This window comes from Alteromonas sp. KS69, from assembly GCF_003989595.1.
GTDB lineage: Bacteria > Pseudomonadota > Gammaproteobacteria > Enterobacterales > Alteromonadaceae > Alteromonas > Alteromonas naphthalenivorans.
Genome location: NZ_PYHU01000005.1, coordinates 427,276 through 447,301, shown reverse-complemented (window position 1 = coordinate 447,301; position 20,026 = coordinate 427,276). Strand labels below are relative to the sequence as shown.

17 protein-coding genes are annotated in these 20,026 nt (G+C 44.5%); 16 read left to right on the top strand and 1 reads right to left on the bottom strand.

Annotated elements, in window-relative coordinates; genetic code table 11:
- The first annotated feature begins 36 nt into the window (after window positions 1-36).
- From tsf to tilS, 16 genes are all read left to right on the top strand, one after another.
- Complete coding sequence (tsf, locus tag C7Y69_RS05320; protein ID WP_013785188.1) at window positions 37-909, top strand: translation elongation factor Ts; 873 nt, start codon at window positions 37-39, stop codon at window positions 907-909.
- A gap of 241 nt (window positions 910-1,150) precedes the next feature.
- Window positions 1,151-1,888 carry a UMP kinase gene (gene pyrH / locus C7Y69_RS05315; protein WP_013785187.1) on the top strand — a complete coding sequence of 246 codons (738 nt, stop codon included), beginning with the start codon at window positions 1,151-1,153 and terminating at the stop codon, window positions 1,886-1,888.
- A 22-nt stretch (window positions 1,889-1,910) separates the two neighbouring features.
- Window positions 1,911-2,468, top strand: coding sequence for a ribosome recycling factor (gene frr / locus C7Y69_RS05310; protein WP_013785186.1), 558 nt, complete (start codon window positions 1,911-1,913; stop codon window positions 2,466-2,468).
- Between the two features lie 8 nt (window positions 2,469-2,476).
- Window positions 2,477-3,259, top strand: a complete 783-nt coding sequence (gene uppS, locus C7Y69_RS05305; RefSeq protein WP_082604957.1) for a polyprenyl diphosphate synthase — start codon at window positions 2,477-2,479, stop codon at window positions 3,257-3,259.
- A gap of 54 nt (window positions 3,260-3,313) precedes the next feature.
- Window positions 3,314-4,177 carry a phosphatidate cytidylyltransferase gene (locus tag C7Y69_RS05300; protein WP_126872030.1) on the top strand — a complete coding sequence of 288 codons (864 nt, stop codon included), beginning with the start codon at window positions 3,314-3,316 and terminating at the stop codon, window positions 4,175-4,177.
- Complete coding sequence (gene ispC, locus C7Y69_RS05295) at window positions 4,177-5,364, top strand: 1-deoxy-D-xylulose-5-phosphate reductoisomerase (protein WP_126872029.1); 1,188 nt, start codon at window positions 4,177-4,179, stop codon at window positions 5,362-5,364. The genes C7Y69_RS05300 and ispC overlap by 1 nt, the downstream gene beginning before the upstream one ends.
- On the top strand, window positions 5,358-6,710 hold the full coding sequence (rseP, locus tag C7Y69_RS05290) for a sigma E protease regulator RseP (RefSeq protein WP_126872028.1): 1,353 nt from the start codon (window positions 5,358-5,360) through the stop codon (window positions 6,708-6,710). The genes ispC and rseP overlap by 7 nt, the downstream gene beginning before the upstream one ends.
- A 58-nt stretch (window positions 6,711-6,768) precedes the next feature.
- A complete protein-coding gene (gene bamA, locus C7Y69_RS05285) occupies window positions 6,769-9,246 on the top strand; it encodes an outer membrane protein assembly factor BamA (protein ID WP_126872027.1) in 2,478 nt (825 codons plus the stop codon).
- 56 nt (window positions 9,247-9,302) lie between these two features.
- Complete coding sequence (locus C7Y69_RS05280; RefSeq protein WP_013785180.1) at window positions 9,303-9,818, top strand: OmpH family outer membrane protein; 516 nt, start codon at window positions 9,303-9,305, stop codon at window positions 9,816-9,818.
- Between the two features lie 174 nt (window positions 9,819-9,992).
- The gene (gene fabZ / locus C7Y69_RS05275) at window positions 9,993-10,442 is read left to right on the top strand and encodes a 3-hydroxyacyl-ACP dehydratase FabZ (RefSeq protein ID WP_013785179.1); all 450 of its coding nucleotides are present in this window, start codon (window positions 9,993-9,995) and stop codon (window positions 10,440-10,442) included.
- 1 nt (window position 10,443) lies between these two features.
- Window positions 10,444-11,214 (top strand): acyl-ACP--UDP-N-acetylglucosamine O-acyltransferase, encoded by a 771-nt coding sequence (gene lpxA, locus C7Y69_RS05270; protein ID WP_126872026.1) that lies wholly within the window; start codon window positions 10,444-10,446, stop codon window positions 11,212-11,214.
- Window positions 11,215-11,229: 15 nt separating this feature from the next.
- On the top strand, window positions 11,230-12,378 hold the full coding sequence (lpxB, locus tag C7Y69_RS05265; protein WP_013785177.1) for a lipid-A-disaccharide synthase: 1,149 nt from the start codon (window positions 11,230-11,232) through the stop codon (window positions 12,376-12,378).
- Window positions 12,371-12,946 (top strand): ribonuclease HII, encoded by a 576-nt coding sequence (gene rnhB, locus C7Y69_RS05260; RefSeq protein WP_013785176.1) that lies wholly within the window; start codon window positions 12,371-12,373, stop codon window positions 12,944-12,946. Before lpxB ends, rnhB begins: the two co-directional genes overlap by 8 nt.
- Window positions 12,947-12,948: 2 nt before the next feature.
- Window positions 12,949-16,413, top strand: coding sequence for a DNA polymerase III subunit alpha (gene dnaE / locus C7Y69_RS05255; RefSeq protein WP_126872025.1), 3,465 nt, complete (start codon window positions 12,949-12,951; stop codon window positions 16,411-16,413).
- A gap of 68 nt (window positions 16,414-16,481) precedes the next feature.
- Window positions 16,482-17,438, top strand: a complete 957-nt coding sequence (accA, locus tag C7Y69_RS05250) for an acetyl-CoA carboxylase carboxyl transferase subunit alpha (protein WP_013785174.1) — start codon at window positions 16,482-16,484, stop codon at window positions 17,436-17,438.
- Window positions 17,439-17,469: 31 nt separating this feature from the next.
- Window positions 17,470-18,783, top strand: a complete 1,314-nt coding sequence (tilS, locus tag C7Y69_RS05245; protein WP_126872024.1) for a tRNA lysidine(34) synthetase TilS — start codon at window positions 17,470-17,472, stop codon at window positions 18,781-18,783.
- A 331-nt stretch (window positions 18,784-19,114) separates the two neighbouring features.
- Here the strand turns inward: tilS and C7Y69_RS05240 are convergent, their stop codons facing one another.
- On the bottom strand, window positions 19,115-20,014 hold the full coding sequence (locus C7Y69_RS05240; RefSeq protein WP_013785172.1) for a GGDEF domain-containing protein: 900 nt from the start codon (window positions 20,012-20,014) through the stop codon (window positions 19,115-19,117).
- Window positions 20,015-20,026: the final 12 nt, after the last annotated feature.

Below are 20,026 nucleotides of genomic sequence, written 5' to 3'. Positions count from 1 at the left end.
TAACCGAATTTATATTTATTGCTGAGGAATTGAAAAATGGCAGTGACTGCAGCACTAGTTAAAGAACTGCGCGAGCGTACAGGCGCAGGTATGCTGGATTGTAAGAAAGCCCTGGTTGAAACGGATGGTGACATTGAGCTAGCCATTGAAAACATGCGTAAATCAGGCCAAGCGAAAGCAGCTAAAAAAGCAGGCCGTATCGCAGCTGAAGGTGTAATCCTTACTAAAGTTCAAGACGGTCGCGCGACTATGCTTGAAATTAACTGTGAAACAGATTTCGTAGCACGTGACGAAGGTTTCCTTAAGTTTGGTAACGAGTTGCTAGAAATAGCAGCAGCGAACAACATCAACGATATCGACACGTTGAATGCGTCTGAACTTAACGGTGCTAAAGTAAGCGACGTTCGTGACACATTAGTGGCGAAAATCGGTGAAAACATCTCTCCTCGTCGCGTTATTAACGTTGAAGGCGATACACTAGGTGCATACGTGCACGGCGGTCGTATCGGCGTAATCTCAATTCTTACTGGTGGCAGCGAAGAGTTGGCTAAAGACATTGCAATGCACGTTGCAGCGGCTAGCCCTCAGTTCGTTAAGCCTGAAAATGTTCCAGCTGAAGTTGTTGAGAAAGAGAAAGAAATCCAAATCGGTATTGCAATGCAGTCTGGTAAGCCAGCTGATATCGCAGAGAAGATGGTTGCAGGCCGCATGAAGAAGTTTACTGGTGAAGTAAGCTTAACTGGTCAGCCTTTCGTTAAAGATCCTTCAATCAGCGTTGCTGAGTTGCTTAAAAACAACTCTGCTGATGTTGTTAACTTCGTACGTTTCGAAGTTGGTGAAGGTATCGAGAAGAAAACCGAAGACTTTGCAGCAGAAGTTGCAGCACAAATGGAAGCGGCCAAGAAATAATTGGGCGTTTATCTTTTGCATTGTGTTAATGTCAGATAAACTACAAGGCACCTCTTCGGAGGTGCTTTTTTATAGCTACTACCCGCGGGTTACGGTTTTGCTAAGGTAAGGTAGAGTGCAAAACGGTAAAATCTTTAAACGCTTACGAAAGCATTTTGTCCTATTCTTTTTACCTGCAAAAGCAGTGTGTAAATAATAGAAAAGCATAAGACAAAATGGGTTTACGAGGACATATCGAATAATGAGTATCACACCGAAATCAGCATATCGACGCATTCTGTTAAAGCTAAGTGGCGAAGCCCTTATGGGTGAAGAAGGCTTTGGCATCGATCCTAAAGTACTTGACCGTATGGCCCAAGAAATCAAAGAACTTGTTGAACTAGGTGTTCAAGTAGGCTTGGTTATTGGTGGCGGAAACTTGTTCCGCGGCGAAGGGCTTGCAAAAGCAGGCATGAACCGCGTTGTAGGCGACCACATGGGTATGCTTGCTACCGTAATGAACGGCTTAGCCATGCGTGATGCACTGCATCGTGCCTTTGTTAATGCGCGTATGATGTCAGCTATTCCTTTGAACGGCGTGTGCGATGCTTACAATTGGGCAGAAGCGATTAGCTTATTAAAATCTGGCCGCGTGGTTATCTTTTCTGCGGGCACTGGCAATCCTTTCTTCACGACCGATTCAGCCGCCTGTCTTCGCGGAATTGAAATTGAAGCCGATGCCGTGCTAAAAGCCACAAAAGTTGATGGCGTTTATAGCGATGATCCGGTTAAGAATCCAGATGCTACTTTGTACGATCAACTTTCTTATCAAGAAGTCCTTGAGAAAGAATTAAAAGTGATGGACCTGTCAGCGTTCACACTTGCTAGAGATCACAGCCTTCCTATTCGTGTATTTAACATGAACGAAGCAGGTTGTTTGAAACGTGTTGTTATGGGTGAGCAAGTTGGCACCCTAATTTGTCACGCTGACAATAGTTAATTAAGAAAATAGGAAATATAACGTGATTGATGAAATTGAATTAGATGCGCAAGAGCGTATGGATAAAAGCATCAGTGCACTTAAAGGCCAGTTTAGCAAAATTCGTACAGGCCGTGCTCATCCAAGCTTATTAGATGGCATTATGGTACCTTACTACGGTACAGATACACCGCTAAAGCAAGTCGCTAACGTCATTGCGGAAGACAGCCGTACATTAGCACTGACGGTTTTTGATAAAAGTGCTATTCAAGCTGTTGAAAAAGCAATTATGCAGGCAGATTTGGGATTAAACCCAATGAGCGCTGGTGGTTCTATTCGAATTCCACTTCCTCCGCTTACCGAAGAGCGTCGTAAAGACCTTATTCGCGTAGTGCGCAATGAAGCAGAAAACGGTCGAGTTTCAATTCGAAACATCCGCCGAGATGCTAACAGCGACGTAAAAGAATTACTTAAAGAGAAAGAAATCAGCGAAGATGAAAGCCGCGCAGCGGAAGAAAATATTCAGTCTTTAACGAATGACTTCATTAAGAAAGTTGACGGCATGCTTGCTGTTAAAGAAAAAGAACTGATGGAAGTGTAACAAGTATTATGATTGGGAAGCGGTCAAACGCAGCCAAAACGACTGATACAGTAGGGCCAGCAACCGTTGCTGGCCCTAAACATGTTGCCATCATTATGGATGGCAATGGTCGTTGGGCGCAAAAGAAAGGGAAAATTCGTACCTTCGGGCACAAGGCAGGTGTTGAGTCTGTTCGAGCAGTGGTGCGCTTTGCTCGTCAAACTGGCATTGATTCTTTAACCTTGTTCGCTTTTTCAAGTGAAAACTGGAAGCGGCCTGAAGAAGAAGTCAGTGTATTGATGGAACTGTTCAATTTAGTATTAAACAGTGAAGCCAAACGACTCCATAAAAATGGCGTTCGCTTAAAAGTTATAGGCGATTTAAGTGCTTTTGATAGCAAGTTGGTTGGAAAAATCCGCAAAGCGGAAGAAATGACTTCTGGTAATAACGATCTTGTCCTCAATATCGCAGCCAATTACGGCGGCAGATGGGACATTGTTAATGCCGCTAGAGAAGTGGCTGAAAAAGTCAAGCAAGGTGAAATGTCGCTTCAAGACATCGATGAGGCAGTTTTTAATCAACATACCTCTACGGCAAGCCTTCCTGAACTCGATCTTCTTATACGCACAGGTGGTGAACACCGAATCAGCAACTTTTTATTATGGCAGTGTGCGTACGCCGAATTATATTTTACCGATGTGCTATGGCCAGACTTCAATGAAGATGTTTTTCAATTAGCCGTAGATGATTTTAATGTTCGCCAACGACGATTCGGTCTTACCGGTGAACAAATTGATACTGCCAGCAGCTAATTCTATGCAGGCAGGCATCAGGGCAGGCCTGAGCACAGGAGCCGAGAGCCAATTATGCTAAAACAAAGAATAATAACAGCGTTAATTCTCGCGCCTTTGGCGCTATTTTCCATACTGTTTCTGCCTATCTTCTGGTTTGAAATTGCGATTTCCGGTGTGGTTGCCATAGGGGCTTATGAATGGGCTAATATGTCCGGCATATGTGAGCGCCCTAAAAAAATACTCTTTATGGCAGCAGCATTCGCTATCTGCATCAGCTTATCTTTTATTGTCGATACCAGCGTTATTTGGTATCAAGGCCAGCTTCACGATTTATATCACGGTATTTTAGGTGTAGCGGTAGTGTGGTGGATAGTGTCTCTATTCATGGTTATAGCCTATCCTAAATACACTAAGTTTTGGCGTGAAAGCCGCAGTGTACGTACCGTGTTCGGCTTACTGACCTTAATTCCAACTTGGGTGGCGGTGATTGCCCTTCGTACCAGCTTGCACGATGTCGACCCCTTTTATGGCGCATCACTTATCTTCTACGTGTTAGGTATTGTGTGGGCAGCAGATATAGGCGCTTTCTTTGTTGGCGTTAAATTTGGTCGCCACAAGCTGCGTCCTAATGTTTCTCCGGGTAAAAGCTTAGAAGGTCTTTTAGGTGGCATTGCTGCTTCATTTGCCATTATCGCTTTTGCTGCATTGCACTATCAAGTTGAGCCTTCTCGTATTTGGTTGCACCTCATTATCGGCGGCGTTACCGTGGCGGTTTCAGCATTAGGTGATCTTAACGAAAGCATGCTAAAACGGTGCGCTGGCATTAAAGATAGTGGAAAAATCTTGCCTGGACACGGCGGGGTTTTAGACAGAATAGATAGCTTAACCGCTGCATTTCCAGTCTTTGCGTTCTGTTATGTAACATGGATGGCGTGATGCAAACCGTTACTGTTTTAGGGGCAACCGGCTCTATTGGTTGCAATACCCTCGATGTTATTAATCGCCACCCTGAAAAATACCGCACCTTTGCCATCACCGGCAATGGCCAGCTTGAATTGCTCATGCAGCAAGCGCAAAAGTGTTGTCCTCGATTCGTAGTAGTGGCTGATGAAGCTAAGTACAAAGAGGCTTGCAGGCTGGCGGCAGAATACAACATTACCGCTGAAATACTTTGCGGCGCTAAAGCATTAGAAGACGTGTCTTGTGCAGCCGAAATCGATACCGTGATGGCTGCCATAGTGGGGGCGGCAGGTTTGCTGCCTACATTAGCGGCGGTAAAAGCGGGCAAAAAGGTATTATTAGCAAATAAAGAAGCGCTAGTGATGTCTGGTGCATTATTTATTGATGCTGCAACACAAAGCGGCGCTGAAATTTTACCTATAGACAGTGAGCATAACGCTATCTTTCAATGTCTCCCTCAAGGTTATGAGTATGGCGAATTGGAGAAGGCGGGTATTAGCAAGATTTTGCTAACAGGCTCAGGGGGACCTTTCAGAGAGCGTGAATTGAGTTCCTTTAATGCTATTACGATTGATGAAGCGAGCAGCCACCCTAATTGGTCTATGGGGCGTAAAATCACGATAGATTCGGCCACTATGATGAACAAGGGGCTTGAGTTTATCGAGGCCTGTTGGTTATTTGGTGCTTCACCAGACGACATTCAAGTGGTGGTCCACCCACAAAGTTTTATTCATTCGATGGTGCAGTATGTAGACGGTTCGGTTATAGCGCAGCTGGGTAACCCAGATATGCGTACCCCCATTGCTTATGGTCTTGCCTACCCATCTCGCATTGATGCTGGTGTTAAGCCATTAGATTTTTCCGATATGGCTAATTTTAGTTTCGAAACGCCGTGTTTCACGCGCTATCCTAATTTAAAACTCGCCATTGATGCATGTAGAGAAGGGCAGGCAGCTACCACCCGTTTAAATGCTGCAAATGAAATAGCGGTTGCCTCTTTTCTAGAGGGGAAAATAGGGTTTACGGATATTGCAGTAGTCAATGAAGAAACCCTAAACAAAATGGAACCAGTAACCGTTTCATCTATCCAACAAATCCTTGAACAGGATACTGCCGCCCGCGCGGCAGCAGACCAAGTCATTAGAGGTAAGTTCACGTGTTAGGATTTTTATGGAGCTTAGGTGCATTTATTGTCGCGTTAGGTATTTTAGTCGCGGTACATGAGTGGGGACACTTCTACATAGCGCGGCGTTGCGGCGTGCAAGTAGAGCGTTTTTCTATTGGTTTTGGCAAGCCGCTTTGGCGTAGAACCAGTAAAACAGGCACTGAGTATGTGATTGCTATGATCCCGCTTGGTGGCTATGTACGCATGCTTGATGGGCGAATTGACGATGTACCCCCAGAATTAGAACACAAAGCGTTTAACCATAAGCCAGTATTGCAGCGCATGGCCATTATTTTTGCTGGGCCTGGCGTGAATTTTATTTTTGCTGTGTTTGCATTGTGGTTGATGTTTTTAATTGGCCTACAAACCGTAAAACCCGTTATTGGTAATATTGAGCCTGAAAGTATTGCTGCTCAAGCAGGTATTGAGAAAGGCGATGAAGTCATTAAAGTAGGCTCCCGTAGTACTCCAGACTGGGAGGCGGTGAACCTTGAAGTGGTGTCTTATATTGGTCAAGAATCAGCGCTAGTTACTGTATTGACCCAAGATAAAACAGAAAAAGAAGTAACATTTACACTTGAGGGTTGGAACTTTGACCCTGATAGCGAGTCTCCTTTAAGCAGTCTAGGAATAACCCCTTTTCGTCCTAATCCAACTTTGGAAGTGGGTTTTGTTGGAGAGGACAGTGCAGCACAAAAGGCTGGTTTGCAACCAGGTGATAAATTACTCGCTTTAAATGGTGATGAATTAACCACGTGGCAGGCATTAGTTGATGTGATTGTTGAAAGCCCTGGAGATTCGGTTGTATTGTCGATTGAAAGGGATGGACAACCCCAGCAACTGCGTGCAACGATAGCGCGCCGCGATACACCAGAAGGGCAAACTGGGTATTTAGGGGTCAGTCCAACGTTTGAAGCTTGGCCTGAAGGGTATGTGTTTACCCATCAATATGGCATAGTAGAGGCCGTTGGAAGAGCGCTAGATAAAACGTGGCGCTTAATGACACTCAGTGTTGAGATGATAGGCAAATTGGTTACCGGCGATGTTTCGGTGAAAAATTTAAGTGGGCCTATATCCATCGCTCAAGGAGCAGGAACCAGTGCCGGTTACGGCTTGGCTTACTTTTTGAGCTTTCTTGCCTTAATCAGTGTGAATTTAGGCATAATTAATTTACTACCCTTGCCCATGCTAGATGGTGGTCACCTGATGTTTTACATCGTGGAATGGCTTACCGGCAAGCCTGTACCTGATGCGGTACAGGAGTGGGGTTACAGAATCGGTGGCGTGCTTCTGTTTATGATAATGGGTATCGCTATTATGAACGATATTGCTCGCATAGCCTGATGAAAGTCAGGAAACATAAAACAGCTAACATAAAACGCGGCCAGGAAAAGAAAAATAGATGAAGTTAAAACAGTTAGTAGCAGCCGGAGCCATTTTTTCCAGTGCTAGCTTTGCCAATGCTGCGGCGCAGAATAGTGAATTCGTTGTAGAAGATATTCGAGTAGAAGGTCTACAACGGGTAGCACTAGGTGCAGCCTTAACCTATTTGCCAGTTCAGGTTGGTGATGAGCTAAATACCTTCCGGGTAACTCAGCTTATCCGTTCTCTGTACTCATCAACGCATTTCGAGAACGTCGAAATTCTGCGTGACGGCAACACATTGGTAGTACGCGTAGCCGAACGGCCCACAATAAGTAACATTATTTTTGAGGGCAACGATGATATTAAAGATGAGCAGCTCCAAGAAAGCTTAGATGGCAATGGCGTACGCTTAGGCGAGCCTTTAGATAAAACCGTTCTAACGTCAATTGAAAATGGCTTGAAAGATTTCTTTTACAGCATTGGTAAATATAACGCTGACGTAACAGCGATTATTACACCGCTTCCTCGAAATCGTGTCGATTTGAAATTACTTTTTGAAGAAGGTGATGCGGCTAAAATTCAACAAATCAACATCGTTGGTAACGAGATTTTTACTGATGCAGAGTTGATGGATCAGTTCGAGCTACAGTTCGATACACCATGGTGGGATTTCTTGTCAGAAACTCGCTATCAGCAACAAACGTTGCAAGGTGATATGGAATCACTACGTAACCACTATTTAGATCGTGGTTACCTCCGCTTTAATGTTGATTCTACACAAGTATCTATGACTCCTGAAAAGTCGGGCATTTACGTTGCAATGAACGTAAGTGAAGGCGAGCAATACACTATTTCAGAAGTGGAACTAGTGGGTGATGTGCTTGGACATGAAGAATATATTCAGCGTGTATTGCCACTTACGCCAGGTGAGCTTTATAACCAAGCTGAAGTGACTTATACAGAAGAGTTTATTAGTAAGTACCTTGGTCGATTTGGTTACGCTTATCCAACAGTGACCACAGTACCAAACATCAACGATGAAGATAAAACGGTTAAGCTGACACTGTCTGTTGACCCTGGTAAACGTATCTACGTTAAACGTATTAAATTCAACGGTAACGTGGTTACTGCTGATAACGTGTTACGTCAGAACGTAAGCCAAATGGAAGGTACATGGTTATCAAATAACTTACTTGAGTCATCCAAGAACCAATTATCTCGTTTGACGTATATGGAAGAGGTTGAGTTTGAAACCATTCGAATTCCAGGCCAAGACGATCAAGTAGACGTTAACTTCAACGTTAAAGAGCAACCTTCTGGCTCATTTAACGCAGGTATCGGTTACGGTGACCAAACCAAGTTAAGCCTTCAAGCGGGTATACAGCAAGATAACTTCTTGGGTACAGGTAAGCGTGTAGGCTTGAACTTAAGTACGGTTTCTTATCAACGTTCAGCACAAATCACGTATAACGACCCGTATTTTACTATTGATGGCATAAGCTTAGGGGGTTCATTAGGGTATAGTGAATTTGATGGCTCAGACTTTAACGTTATCCAGTACAACTCTAAGCAGTGGTCTGTAGGTGCAAATGTCGGTTATCCGATAAATGAATTTAACCGAATCAACTTCGGGCTAACGTACAGCAACGTAGAGCTTTATAACCGTGGTTATTATGAGCAAACGGAACAGTTTTATAATCAGTTCCTTGACGGAGATGATCCTGATGCGCCCATTAAATACCATAGCTATCTTGCCAGCGTAAGTTGGAGTCGTAGTACATTAAACCGTGGTTTATTCCCTACGGCTGGCTCGTCACAGCGTGCCTCATTTAGTATCACTACACCTAATTCAGATGTAAACTACTTCAAAACCTTGTTTGATGGGAAGTGGTATTTCCCACTGTCTAGAAATCAGCGTTGGTCAGTACTTGCAAGAATTAGAATGGGTTACGGTAACGGCTATGGCGATGTAGACGGTAACGAGCAAATATTGCCATTTACCGAAAACTTCACCGCAGGTGGTTCGGATTCACTTCGTGGATTTGAAAACAACACCGTAGGTCCGCGTGGTATCATTCGCTCGCCAAGTGGCTCTTTAACAGGCCCTGATGGCGAAGTGTACCCAACCGACCCTATTGATGATGTAATTACATTATCAAGCCGCAGCCTTGGTGGTAACGCCATGGCACTAGGTGGTCTTGAGTTAATTGTTCCCACACCTTTTGTGGAAGCAGATATGGATAACTCGGTACGAACCAGTCTATTTGTGGATGTGGGCAACGTGTGGGATACTGAGTTCGATTACGACCAATATAAAGACTTTAGTCAATCTAGTACTCAGTATGGTTCATTGGTAGACTATTCTGATTGGTCACTGTATCGTAGTTCTGCTGGTATTTCGGTACAATGGATTTCACCAATGGGACCGATGGTATTTAGCTTCTCAAGAGCTATTCAAGAACGTGAGGGTGATGATGCTAAATTCTTCACCTTTAATATCGGTCAGACATTCTAAAATATTAAACGGGGCCATTGGCACCCAGATAAAAAGATGGATAAAAGGAGTTCCTTTTGAAACAGTTGGTTAAACATATTGTTGCAGGTGCAATGCTTGGTAGCGCACTAGTTAGTACTTCAGTAATGGCAGAGCAAAAAATTGCTGTTGTTGATGTTCAGGGCATTTTTCAAGCTATGCCTCAGGCTGCTGAAATCCAAAACGCCATTCAGGTGGAGTTTAAAGACCGCATCGAAGAAGTTAATCAACTTCAACGTGATGGTCAGTTCTTCGCAGAACGTCTTCAACGCGACGCAGCAACAATGAGCGCTCAAGAAAAGAAAGAGCTTGAGCAAAAAATGTTGGCTGTACGTGAAGAGTTAGCAGAAAAAGCACAACCGCTTAAGCAAAACATTCAGCGTCGTAGCAACGAAGAACAAAACAAATTATTCAGCCTTATCAAGCAAGCAATTGATTCAGTTGCCGCTAAACAAGGTTATGACATTGTACTTAACGCAACGGCAACGCCTTTCGTAAAAGAACAATACGACATGTCAGAGCAAGTATTAGAACAGGTTAGCAAAGTAAACTAAGGCAGAAATGCTTACAGTTTGTCGCTAATTTCATCAGACCAACGCCCGAAAGGGGTTGGTCTGATTTGTTTTTTGCGCCTAACAGCGTATGGTTGCCGCCGTTTTAGTAATTTACGGCGAGTTTGTGACCATGAAACAGTTTTTAGGTCATGCTTGCACTATAGGAGATAGTTTTTGACCACTTCACTCAATACCATAGAAATCCAGGAAATTCTGTCGTTACTTCCTCACAGATACCCGTTCCTGTTGGTTGATCGAGTAACAGACTACGTTCTGGGTGAATCAATTAAAGCGTATAAAAATATCACTTTTAACGAGCCTTGCTTTACCGGGCACTTCCCAGGCCGCCCTATATTTCCAGGCGTGCTGATTCTAGAAGCCATGGCACAAGCCGCGGGCGTTCTTGGTTTTAAGACCATGGGCCAAAATGATAAATTGTATTTATATGCAGGAATTGACAACGCTCGATTTAAGCGTCCTGTTGTACCTGGAGACAAACTAGAGTTTGATGTTGCCTTGGTAAAAGAAAGACGGGGCATCTGGAAGTTTAAAGGCGTTGCAACTGTTGATGGCGAAAATGTATGTGTTGCAGAGTTTATGTGTGCAATGAGAGAGATGACCTAACGTGATCCATCCTACTGCGGTAATTTCAGATAAAGCATCTATTGGCGAAAACGTCACTATTGGTCCATTTTGCGTGATTGATGATGATGTGACGATTGGCGATGGCTGTGTATTGAAGTCCCATGTGGTCGTTCGCGGCACCACCCGCATTGGCAAGAATAATACTTTCTATCAATTTTCATCTATTGGTGAAGATTGCCAAGACAAAAAATATGCTGGTGAACCCACAAATTTAATTATTGGTGATGACAACGAGTTCCGTGAAGGCGTGACTGTGCATCGTGGCACCATTCAAGATAACAGCGAAACTATTATTGGTTCACGATGCTTGTTTATGGTTAATTCACACATTGCCCATGATTGTGTGTTAGGTAATGATATTATTTTAGCCAATAACGTTGCCGTTGCCGGGCATGTTCATATTGATGATTTCGTTATTGTGGGCGGTGCGGTTGGTATTCACCAATTTTGTAAAGTGGGTGCACATGCGTTCTTAGGCGCTGGCGGTATTATTCTTCGCGATACACCTCCTTTTGTGATGGTCAGCGGTACAAAAAATATTCCTCAGGGCATCAACTCTGAAGGTTTACGTCGTCGCGGTTTCGATAAAGATGAAATAATGGCGATTAAACGTGCCTATAAAGTTATTTACCGTGAAGGTAACACGGTGGCCGAAGCGGTAGAGGTTCTTTCTTCGCAAGAAGCAGGTTCTAGCGGTGTTGCACTTATGACTGCGTTTTTAAAGAACGCAGAGCGCGGTATCATTAGATAACATGAGCCCGCTATCATGAGTAAACCTTTGCGTATCGCCATGGTGGCAGGCGAGCCATCAGGCGATGTACTCGCCGCTGGTATGGTTGGCGAATTAAAACGCTTATACCCTGATGCAATTATTGAGGGGATAGGCGGGCCTAATATGCAGGCTCAAGGTTTTCATAGCTTATTTGATATGGAAACCTTATCTGTAATGGGCTTAGTGGAAGTACTGTCCCATTTACCCGCTATTTTAAAAGTCAAAAAAGCGCTGCTCGCCCATTTCTCTAATAACCCGCCTGATATTTTTGTTGGCATAGATGCTCCTGATTTTAACCTTCGGGTAGAAAAAGAACTTAAAGCGAAGGGTATTAAAACCATTCATTACGTTAGCCCAACTATTTGGGCGTGGCGTGAAAAGCGGGTACATAAAATTGCCAAGGCGGCAGGGCGAGTGCTGGGTTTGTTTCCTTTCGAGCAGCAAGTTTATGATAAGTACGATGTACCTTATACCTTTGTTGGTCACACTATGGCAGATAGCATAGCGTTAACACCTGACCAACAAGCGTCTCGCAAAATGCTCAATCTACCTATCGATAAAGCGGTTTTGGCGGTACTACCAGGTTCTCGCCGTGGTGAAGTTGATACGCTTCTGCCTATTTTTATTAAGACGATGGAAAAAATTGCCGCGCAGAGACCGGATATTGAATTTGTGATCCCCGCTGCCAATATGCATCGTCTAGAACAAATTAATAGCATGTTGAAAGAGGCTAAAAACGTAACTGAAAGGCTGCCTATTCACGTTACTGAGGGGACGTCTCGCGATGCCATGATTGCCAGTGATGTCATATTGCTCGCATCTGGCACGGCTACATTAGAAGCTATGCTGTGTAAACGCCCCATGGTAGTGGCGTATAAATTGTCGCCAATAACCTATAAAATTATGCAGCGTTTGTATAAAGCGCCTTTTTTCGCCTTACCTAATTTATTGGCTAATGAAGCGTTAGTACCAGAACTGCTTCAAGACGACGTCAACCCAGACACATTAAGCCAGCAAGCCCTAACTTATTTCGACAGTGACAACACTGACTTAATTTCCCGTTTCACCGACCTCCACCATACGCTAAAATGCAATGCTGATAAAACAGCAGCACAAGCTGTAGTGGAGGAATTGTTTGCATAAGTTAATAGCCGGCGTAGATGAAGTTGGAAGAGGCCCACTTGTTGGGGATGTGGTAACCGCCGCCGTTATACTCGACCCTGCCAACCCCATAGTAGGGTTAACCGACTCTAAAAAGCTCAGCGAAAAAAAACGTATTGCGTTAGCCGCTGAAATAAAAGCGAAAGCGCTTTATTGGCATATAGGGCGCGCCACACCAGAAGAAATCGACACCCTCAATATTCTCCATGCTACCATGTTAGCCATGAAGCGTGCTGTGGAAGGTTTAGCGGTAACGCCAGACTTTGTTCGGGTTGATGGTAATCGATTACCTGATTGGCCTTATGCTGCAGAAGCTGTGGTTAAGGGCGATAGTCTATACGCTGAAATTTCTGCCGCTTCCATCATTGCCAAAGTAGAACGTGACAACGATATGCTGGCATTGGATGAATTACATCCAGAATATGGTTTTGCTGGCCATAAAGGTTATCCTACAAAAGCGCATTTTGAAGCACTCGCCACCCACGGCGTGATTGATGGTTATCGCAAAAGCTTTAAACCAGTTAAGGCACTACTACAAGAGATTCAATAATTATGTCCTCGCCTTTTATTCATTTACGCGTACACAGCGATTACTCCATGATGGATGGGCTTAATAAGGTTAAGCCCATACTTGGCAAAGTATCCGAGTACAACATGCCTGCTGTGGCGATTACCGACCAAATGAATATGTGTGGTTTGGTAAAGTTTTATTCTGGCGCACATGGGCTTGGCATTAAACCTATTATTGGTACCGATTTCTGGGTGACCAATGAAGCCTTCGGCGATGAGCCGTTCCGTCTTACCTTGCTTGCGATGAATAACGAGGGCTATAAGAACATTACGGTTCTTATTTCTAAGGCCTACTTGCGAGGTCACGTTGCGCATAGAGCGGTAATCGATCAAGACTGGCTTATTGAACATGCAGAAGGCGTAATCATACTCTCTGGTGCTCAACTGGGGGATGTTGGTGTTGCACTGACTAAAAATAACACCAGCTTGTTGGCAGAATCATTGGCCTTCTATAAAACCCATTTCCCAGACCGTTTTTATCTTGAGCTAATTCGTACTGGTCGCCCTGGTGAAGAAGATTACTTACATCGCGCGGTAGAATGTGCCGAGCGAGAAGGCTTGCCTGTAGTGGCAACCAATGAAGTGTGCTTCATTAATAAAGAAGGTTTTGACGCGCATGAAATACGAGTATGTATTCATGATGGCTACACCTTAGATGATACTCGCCGACCTAAACGTTACAGCGACCAGCAATATCTTCGTACCAGCGAAGAAATGGTGGAGCTGTTCAGTGATATTCCTGAGGCCATAGAAAATACGGTTGAAATCGCTAAGCGATGCAACGTTACAGTACGATTAGACGAATACTTTTTGCCCCAGTTTCCTACTGGTGGCATGACCACTGAAGATTTCTTAGTCAAAGTGTCGGAAGAAGGGCTTGAGCGCAGGTTAGCGTTTCTGTTTCCTGATGAACAAGTACGGGCAGAAAAACGCCCCGAGTACGACGACAGGCTCCGTATCGAGTTAGAAGTAATCAACCAAATGGGTTTCCCTGGCTACTTCCTTATCGTAATGGAGTTCATTCAGTGGAGTAAGGACAACAATATTCCAGTAGGCCCAGGTCGTGGTTCTGGTGCGGGCTCTCTAGTGGCTTACGCATTAGATATTACCGACCTCGACCCGCTTGAATTCGACTTGCTATTCGAACGATTCCTTAACCCAGAACGGGTATCAATGCCGGATTTCGATGTTGATTTCTGTATGGATAGACGAGATGAAGTTATCGACCACGTTGCCGAGCTTTATGGTCGTCAGGCGGTATCGCAGATTATTACCTTTGGTACCATGGCGGCAAAAGCCGTGGTGCGCGATGTGGGCCGAGTACTAGGTCACCCTTACGGTTTTGTGGACCGTATTTCAAAGCTTATTCCACCAGACCCTGGTATGACCCTTGAAAAAGCGTTTGCTGCCGAGCCTCGTTTGCCCGAAGTGTACGACCAAGACGAGGAGGTTAAAGATCTCATCGATATGGCGCGCATTTTAGAAGGCGTAACGCGAAATGCAGGTAAACACGCTGGTGGTGTAGTTATTGCGCCAACCACTATTACCGATTTTGCGCCGCTATACTGCGACGATGAAGGTAATAACCCTGTTACTCAGTTCGATAAAAACGATGTTGAAACCGCAGGGCTAGTCAAGTTCGACTTCCTTGGATTACGTACGCTAACCATTATCCAGTGGGCCATTGATATGGTGAAGGAAGGGAAGGGTATTGACATTGATATTACCTCTATTCCTTTGGCGGATGCAAAAAGCTTTCGTACCCTGCTAAATGCGGAAACTACCGCGGTGTTCCAGTTGGAATCCCGAGGTATGAAAGAGCTAATAAAACGTCTTAAGCCAGATAGTTTTGAAGATATTATCGCATTGGTAGCCCTATTTAGACCGGGTCCTTTGCAGTCGGGCATGGTAGATAACTTTATCGACCGTAAGCATGGCCGTGAAGCTATTTCTTATCCCGATGCTGAATACCAACACGAATGTTTGCAAGAAATTCTGGAGCCTACCTACGGCATTATCTTGTATCAAGAACAAGTTATGCAAATAGCGCAGGAAATGGCGGGCTATTCCCTAGGTGGCGCCGATTTATTACGTCGAGCTATGGGTAAGAAAAAGCCTGAGGAAATGGCAAAGCAACGTGGCGCGTTCGCAGAAGGGTCGAAGAACAACAACATCGATCCAGACTTGGCGATGAAAATTTTCGACTTGGTAGAAAAATTCGCAGGTTATGGTTTCAACAAATCTCACTCTGCTGCGTATGCTTTGGTGTCTTATCAAACCTTATGGTTAAAAGCCCATTATCCTGCAGAATTCATGGCGGCGGTAATGTCGGCCGATATGGATAACACCGATAAAATCGTTACCTTGGTTGATGAATGCAGTCGAATGGGTCTTGAATTATTACCCCCTGACTTAAATGCAGGTAAGCATAAGTTCACCGTCGATGAAAAAGGCAGAATTGTTTACGGCATTGGCGCCATTAAAGGGGTAGGTGAAGGCCCCATTGAAGCCATTATCGAAGCCAGAGAAAACCAAGGTGCGTTTAAAGATTTATTCGATTTTTGTGCAAAAATTGATATTAAGCGCGTTAATAAACGGGTATTGGAAAAACTAGTACTTGCCGGCGCGTTAGACAATTTAGGGCCTCACAGGGCTGCACTCATGGCATCTTTACCTGATGCTATCGCAGCCGCAGGGCAGCATGCCAAAGCGGAATCCTTTGGGCAGTCAGACATGTTCGGATTGCTAACGACTGAGCCTGATGAAGTAGAGCAAGCTTTTGCCGATGTTCCGTTGTGGCCAGAAAAAGTATGGTTGGAAGGTGAAAAAGATACCTTAGGTTTATACCTTACAGGGCACCCTATTAATCAATACGTAGAAGAAATTAGGCATTACACTGATGGAAGGTTGGTTGACTTAAAACCCACAGGCAAGGAGCAAATGGCGAATGCAGTTGGCCTAGTGCTTGGGGTTAGGGTAATGACCAATAAACGGGGAAGACGCTGGGCTATTGTCACACTTGATGATAAAAGCGCGCGAATAGACGCTCGTTTTTTCCCAGATACCTTCGAACAGTATGAATCTATGCTAGAAACTGACAAAATATTGCTTATAAAGGGACAGGTCAGCTTTGATGATTTCTCTGGGGGCAATACAATCACCGCCCGTGATGTAATGGACATTGTTCAAGCACGGGAGAAAAACGCGAGAGCATTGGCGTTAAATGTTGAGACCCAGTTGCTTGAACCGAAAAAGATTAATCAAATGCAATCTATCTTGCAGGCCTTTAAAGGCGGAAGTTGCCCGGTGCATTTATTAGTAACCCATCCTGATGCTGAAGCACTGATTACGTGCGGTGCACGGTGGTTTGTTACACCAGAAGATCAACTTTTGCACGATCTCAAACAATGTTTGGGAGAAAAAGCCGTTTCAATCCTCTACCATTAATGGGTAGAGTTCGATAGATTGACTATCTCGCGTTGGCATTGACAAGCGCAGTACGAATAGGACATACAATGAGTATACAGTTTTTGGACTTTGAACAGCCGATAGCCGAATTAGAAGCAAAAATTGAAGAGCTTAGGTTAGTAAATCAAGGCGGTGAATTCGATGTTGGTATTGAAGAAGATATTAACAAGCTGCGTGGTAAAAGCGCAGAGCTAACAAAAAAGATTTTTTCTGACTTAGGCGCGTGGCAAGTATCACAACTGGCCCGTCACCCTATGCGCCCTTATACGCTAGATTACATTCCGCGTATTTTTACCGACTTCGATGAATTAGCGGGTGATAGAGCTTTCGCTGACGACAAAGCCATTCTTGGCGGCCCAGCTATGTTAGATGGGCAACCTGTGATGGTGATTGGGCATCAAAAAGGGCGCGACACCAACGAAAAAATTAAACGTAACTTTGGTATGCCTAAACCTGAAGGTTATCGTAAAGCACTCCGTTTGATGAAAATGGCAGAGCGTTTCAATTTACCAATTATTACTTTCATCGATACCCCCGGGGCTTACCCAGGTGTGGGCGCTGAAGAGCGCGGTCAAAGTGAGGCTATCGCGAAAAATCTGTTTGAAATGGCAGAACTTACGGTGCCCATCATTTGTACCGTTATTGGTGAAGGTGGTTCTGGTGGTGCTTTAGCGATAGGTGTGGGTGATCGTGTGAATATGCTTCAGTATTCCACGTACTCGGTTATTTCGCCGGAAGGTTGTGCGTCAATTTTGTGGAAAAGTGCAGAAAAAGCACCATTAGCCGCAGAAGCAATGGGCGTAAGTGCAGGCCAGATTAAAGAGCTTGGCTTAATTAATAGTATTGTTGAAGAGCCGTTAGGCGGCGCTCACCGAGACCATACTAGTATGGCTGCGAACTTAAAAGCCGTGCTTAAACAGCAATTAAGTCAACTTAAGAGCTTAGATACCGCCGACTTGATGGAAGAGCGTTATCAACGCCTTATGTCTTTCGGCTACTGCTAGTTAAACGAAGCGAGTAGAATGAGCCTAGCAAGTGAGTGAGATTGTAAATCACATCTGCGAGTCTATCACCGCAGCACTTGCTGATACTTCATTTAGAGCGCCACCTCTTCTCGTTGTTGCTTACAGCGGAGGGGTGGACTCCTCTTTATTACTTCACGCCTTGCATGTCTTTCGCAAGCAAACTTCTACACCAGTGCATGCCGTTCATATACATCATGGGTTGAGCAATAATGCCGATACGTGGTTACGCCACTGCCAATCTGAATGCGACAAATTATCGATTCCGCTTACGCATTACCACGTTGCCGTTGATAATGGCGCTCGTAAGAGTCTTGAAGCTGAAGCCAGAGATGCACGCTATAAAGTGCTTCATGAGTTTTGCCATACCCACAATGGGGTACTCTTATTAGGACAACACGCTGAAGATCAACTAGAAACTGTACTGTTGCAGTTAAAGCGCGGTGCGGGGCCACAAGGGTTGTCAGGCATGGGAGCGCAACAATGGCGAAATGGGGTACTTACCCTTCGTCCCATGTTAGCACTTCAGAAAAGCGATATTGTTGATGCCGCGAATCGCCTTGATTTGCAGTGGGTCAATGATGAGTCAAATGCCGATGATCGCTACGATCGTAATTTCCTCCGCAATCAGATTATCCCTGCGTTATCTGAGCGATGGCCTCAATTATCCAATACTGCACTAAGAAGTGCCCAGCTATGTGCAGAGCAAACGGCCTTAGTAACAGAGCAGGCTGAAATATATCTTAGTCAGTGCTTAGTGACAGATACTCAGTTAAAAGGCGCAGAGCTGCTTACCTTATCTAAAAACTGGCAACGAGCCGTATTGCGCCAATGGTTTTCAAAACAATCAGCGTTGCTTCCCTCTCAAGCGCAACTAATGCAAATAGAAAATATGCTAATGGCGAAACAAGATGCTGCGCCAGAAGTGTCGTTTTCTTGGGGCAAGCTCGCCAGGTTCAATAATGACCTATACTGGCTATCAAAGCGCAACACTCAAGTACCGCAAGCCATGGACATAACAGATAGTGTCGACACCGAACTGTATTGGTTGAGAGAACCACTAACATTAAGGGTGGTCCATAACGCATTGGGCGCAGTAATGATTAAAACTGGCGTGAAGGGGCTTCGCGTAAAACCCAAAAGTGCACAGGTATCGAAGTTACTTAAAGATTGGTTTAAGCAATGGAAAGTCCCTACGTGGGAGAGAGCCGAAGTGCCTCTACTCTTTTTAGATGATGAGGTGGTTGCGTTGGTCGTAAATCAGAAAGTTGTTACTTTGAACACCATGCCATCGACAATAACCGTTGAACTAGTGAATATAGACTAAAGTCTATATTCGTGAGTAATAAGGTGGCAGAGTCGGCAAATATTTGCCAGTGGGCAAAGATGTGAATTTATTAAATAACCACCGTGCCAAAACACGCTTATTTGCTTAGATATATTTGTTATAGCTAATATATGTTAAAACGCATGCAGCCTCTGCCGCAATAAACACTCAATTAGCTACCAATATTCCGATGAGGTACTTGCCGTAGTTTTTTGCAGGGTGCTAACACTAACATCGCCCCGCTATGAACATCGCCCTCGCTATGACTGCTACTATCGTTTTCATCGAACGCGCAATAAGCGTCATTAACGGGGTATACGACCCCCGTGGCTTAAGCGGCTAAGTAGTTATTTTTACCAGATTGCTTCACTTTGTATAACGCAGCATCGGCGCGGTCAAAAAGCTTACCGGTATCGTCACCCTCACGGTAAATAGCGCCACCTAAACTGCACGATACATTCATGCGTCTTAAGTAACTTGATTGGTTGATACTAAGCTGAATACGCGATGCGGCACATTCTAACTGAAATTGTGTTTGGCAATCTAAAAGGCAGCAGAACTCGTCGCCACCAAATCGAAATGCTTCATCTTCATCTCTTAGTACTTGTTGTAACTGAGACGCTACATGGACTAAAACGTTATCACCTTCTCGGTGACCGTGGCTGTCATTAACCGATTTGAAATTATCTAAGTCTATGACAAGCAATGAAAAGCCTTCCTCGTGACGCTGAGCCCATCCTAACTGACGTATTAGTGCCTGATCGAAGCCTGAGCGATTCCCCAAGCCAGTTAGCACGTCTTTAGTCGTCATCTGGTGTAGGCGTAAAAAAGATTGTGCTTGAGCGACTTGTTTAGCAAATAGTTCATGAAGTTGCTCTAGTGCATTACGTTCAGAAAGGGAAAGCGGTACTGCGAAATAATAATGCGCAGTTGCGGGTTTACCTTCCTGAGAGGTAACACCTGGCAATGGTATCGCCACAAGTGTTGACGATAGTTTGGCATTTCCGTATACCCAACGGGTGTCTAAATCCGATAAGCTTAAACCGGTCAATGAGAAAAAACCATTCAATTGGCGAAAGTAAATTTCACCAAGCTTTTCCAATTCCAACGTAGACAAAATCTCGCTGATGAAGGAGGTTATTTCACTGGCAGATAACGCCTGACCCGTGCTAGCAGGAGGATAAAAATTGTCATGTTGTGTGCTATCGTAGATAGTAGTAGAGAAATCCACGGAAATGCCCCT

What these genes read in the sequence shown, in the direction of transcription:
- tsf (WP_013785188.1), top strand. Translation starts at nt 37, where the DNA reads ATGGCAGTGACTGCAGCACTAGTTAAAGAACTGCGCGAGCGTACAGGC.
- pyrH (WP_013785187.1), top strand. Translation starts at nt 1,151, where the DNA reads ATGAGTATCACACCGAAATCAGCATATCGACGCATTCTGTTAAAGCTA.
- uppS (WP_082604957.1), top strand. Translation starts at nt 2,477, where the DNA reads ATGATTGGGAAGCGGTCAAACGCAGCCAAAACGACTGATACAGTAGGG.
- C7Y69_RS05300 (WP_126872030.1), top strand. Translation starts at nt 3,314, where the DNA reads ATGCTAAAACAAAGAATAATAACAGCGTTAATTCTCGCGCCTTTGGCG.
- ispC (WP_126872029.1), top strand. Translation starts at nt 4,177, where the DNA reads ATGCAAACCGTTACTGTTTTAGGGGCAACCGGCTCTATTGGTTGCAAT.
- bamA (WP_126872027.1), top strand. Translation starts at nt 6,769, where the DNA reads ATGAAGTTAAAACAGTTAGTAGCAGCCGGAGCCATTTTTTCCAGTGCT.
- lpxB (WP_013785177.1), top strand. Translation starts at nt 11,230, where the DNA reads ATGAGTAAACCTTTGCGTATCGCCATGGTGGCAGGCGAGCCATCAGGC.
- dnaE (WP_126872025.1), top strand. Translation starts at nt 12,949, where the DNA reads ATGTCCTCGCCTTTTATTCATTTACGCGTACACAGCGATTACTCCATG.
- accA (WP_013785174.1), top strand. Translation starts at nt 16,482, where the DNA reads ATGAGTATACAGTTTTTGGACTTTGAACAGCCGATAGCCGAATTAGAA.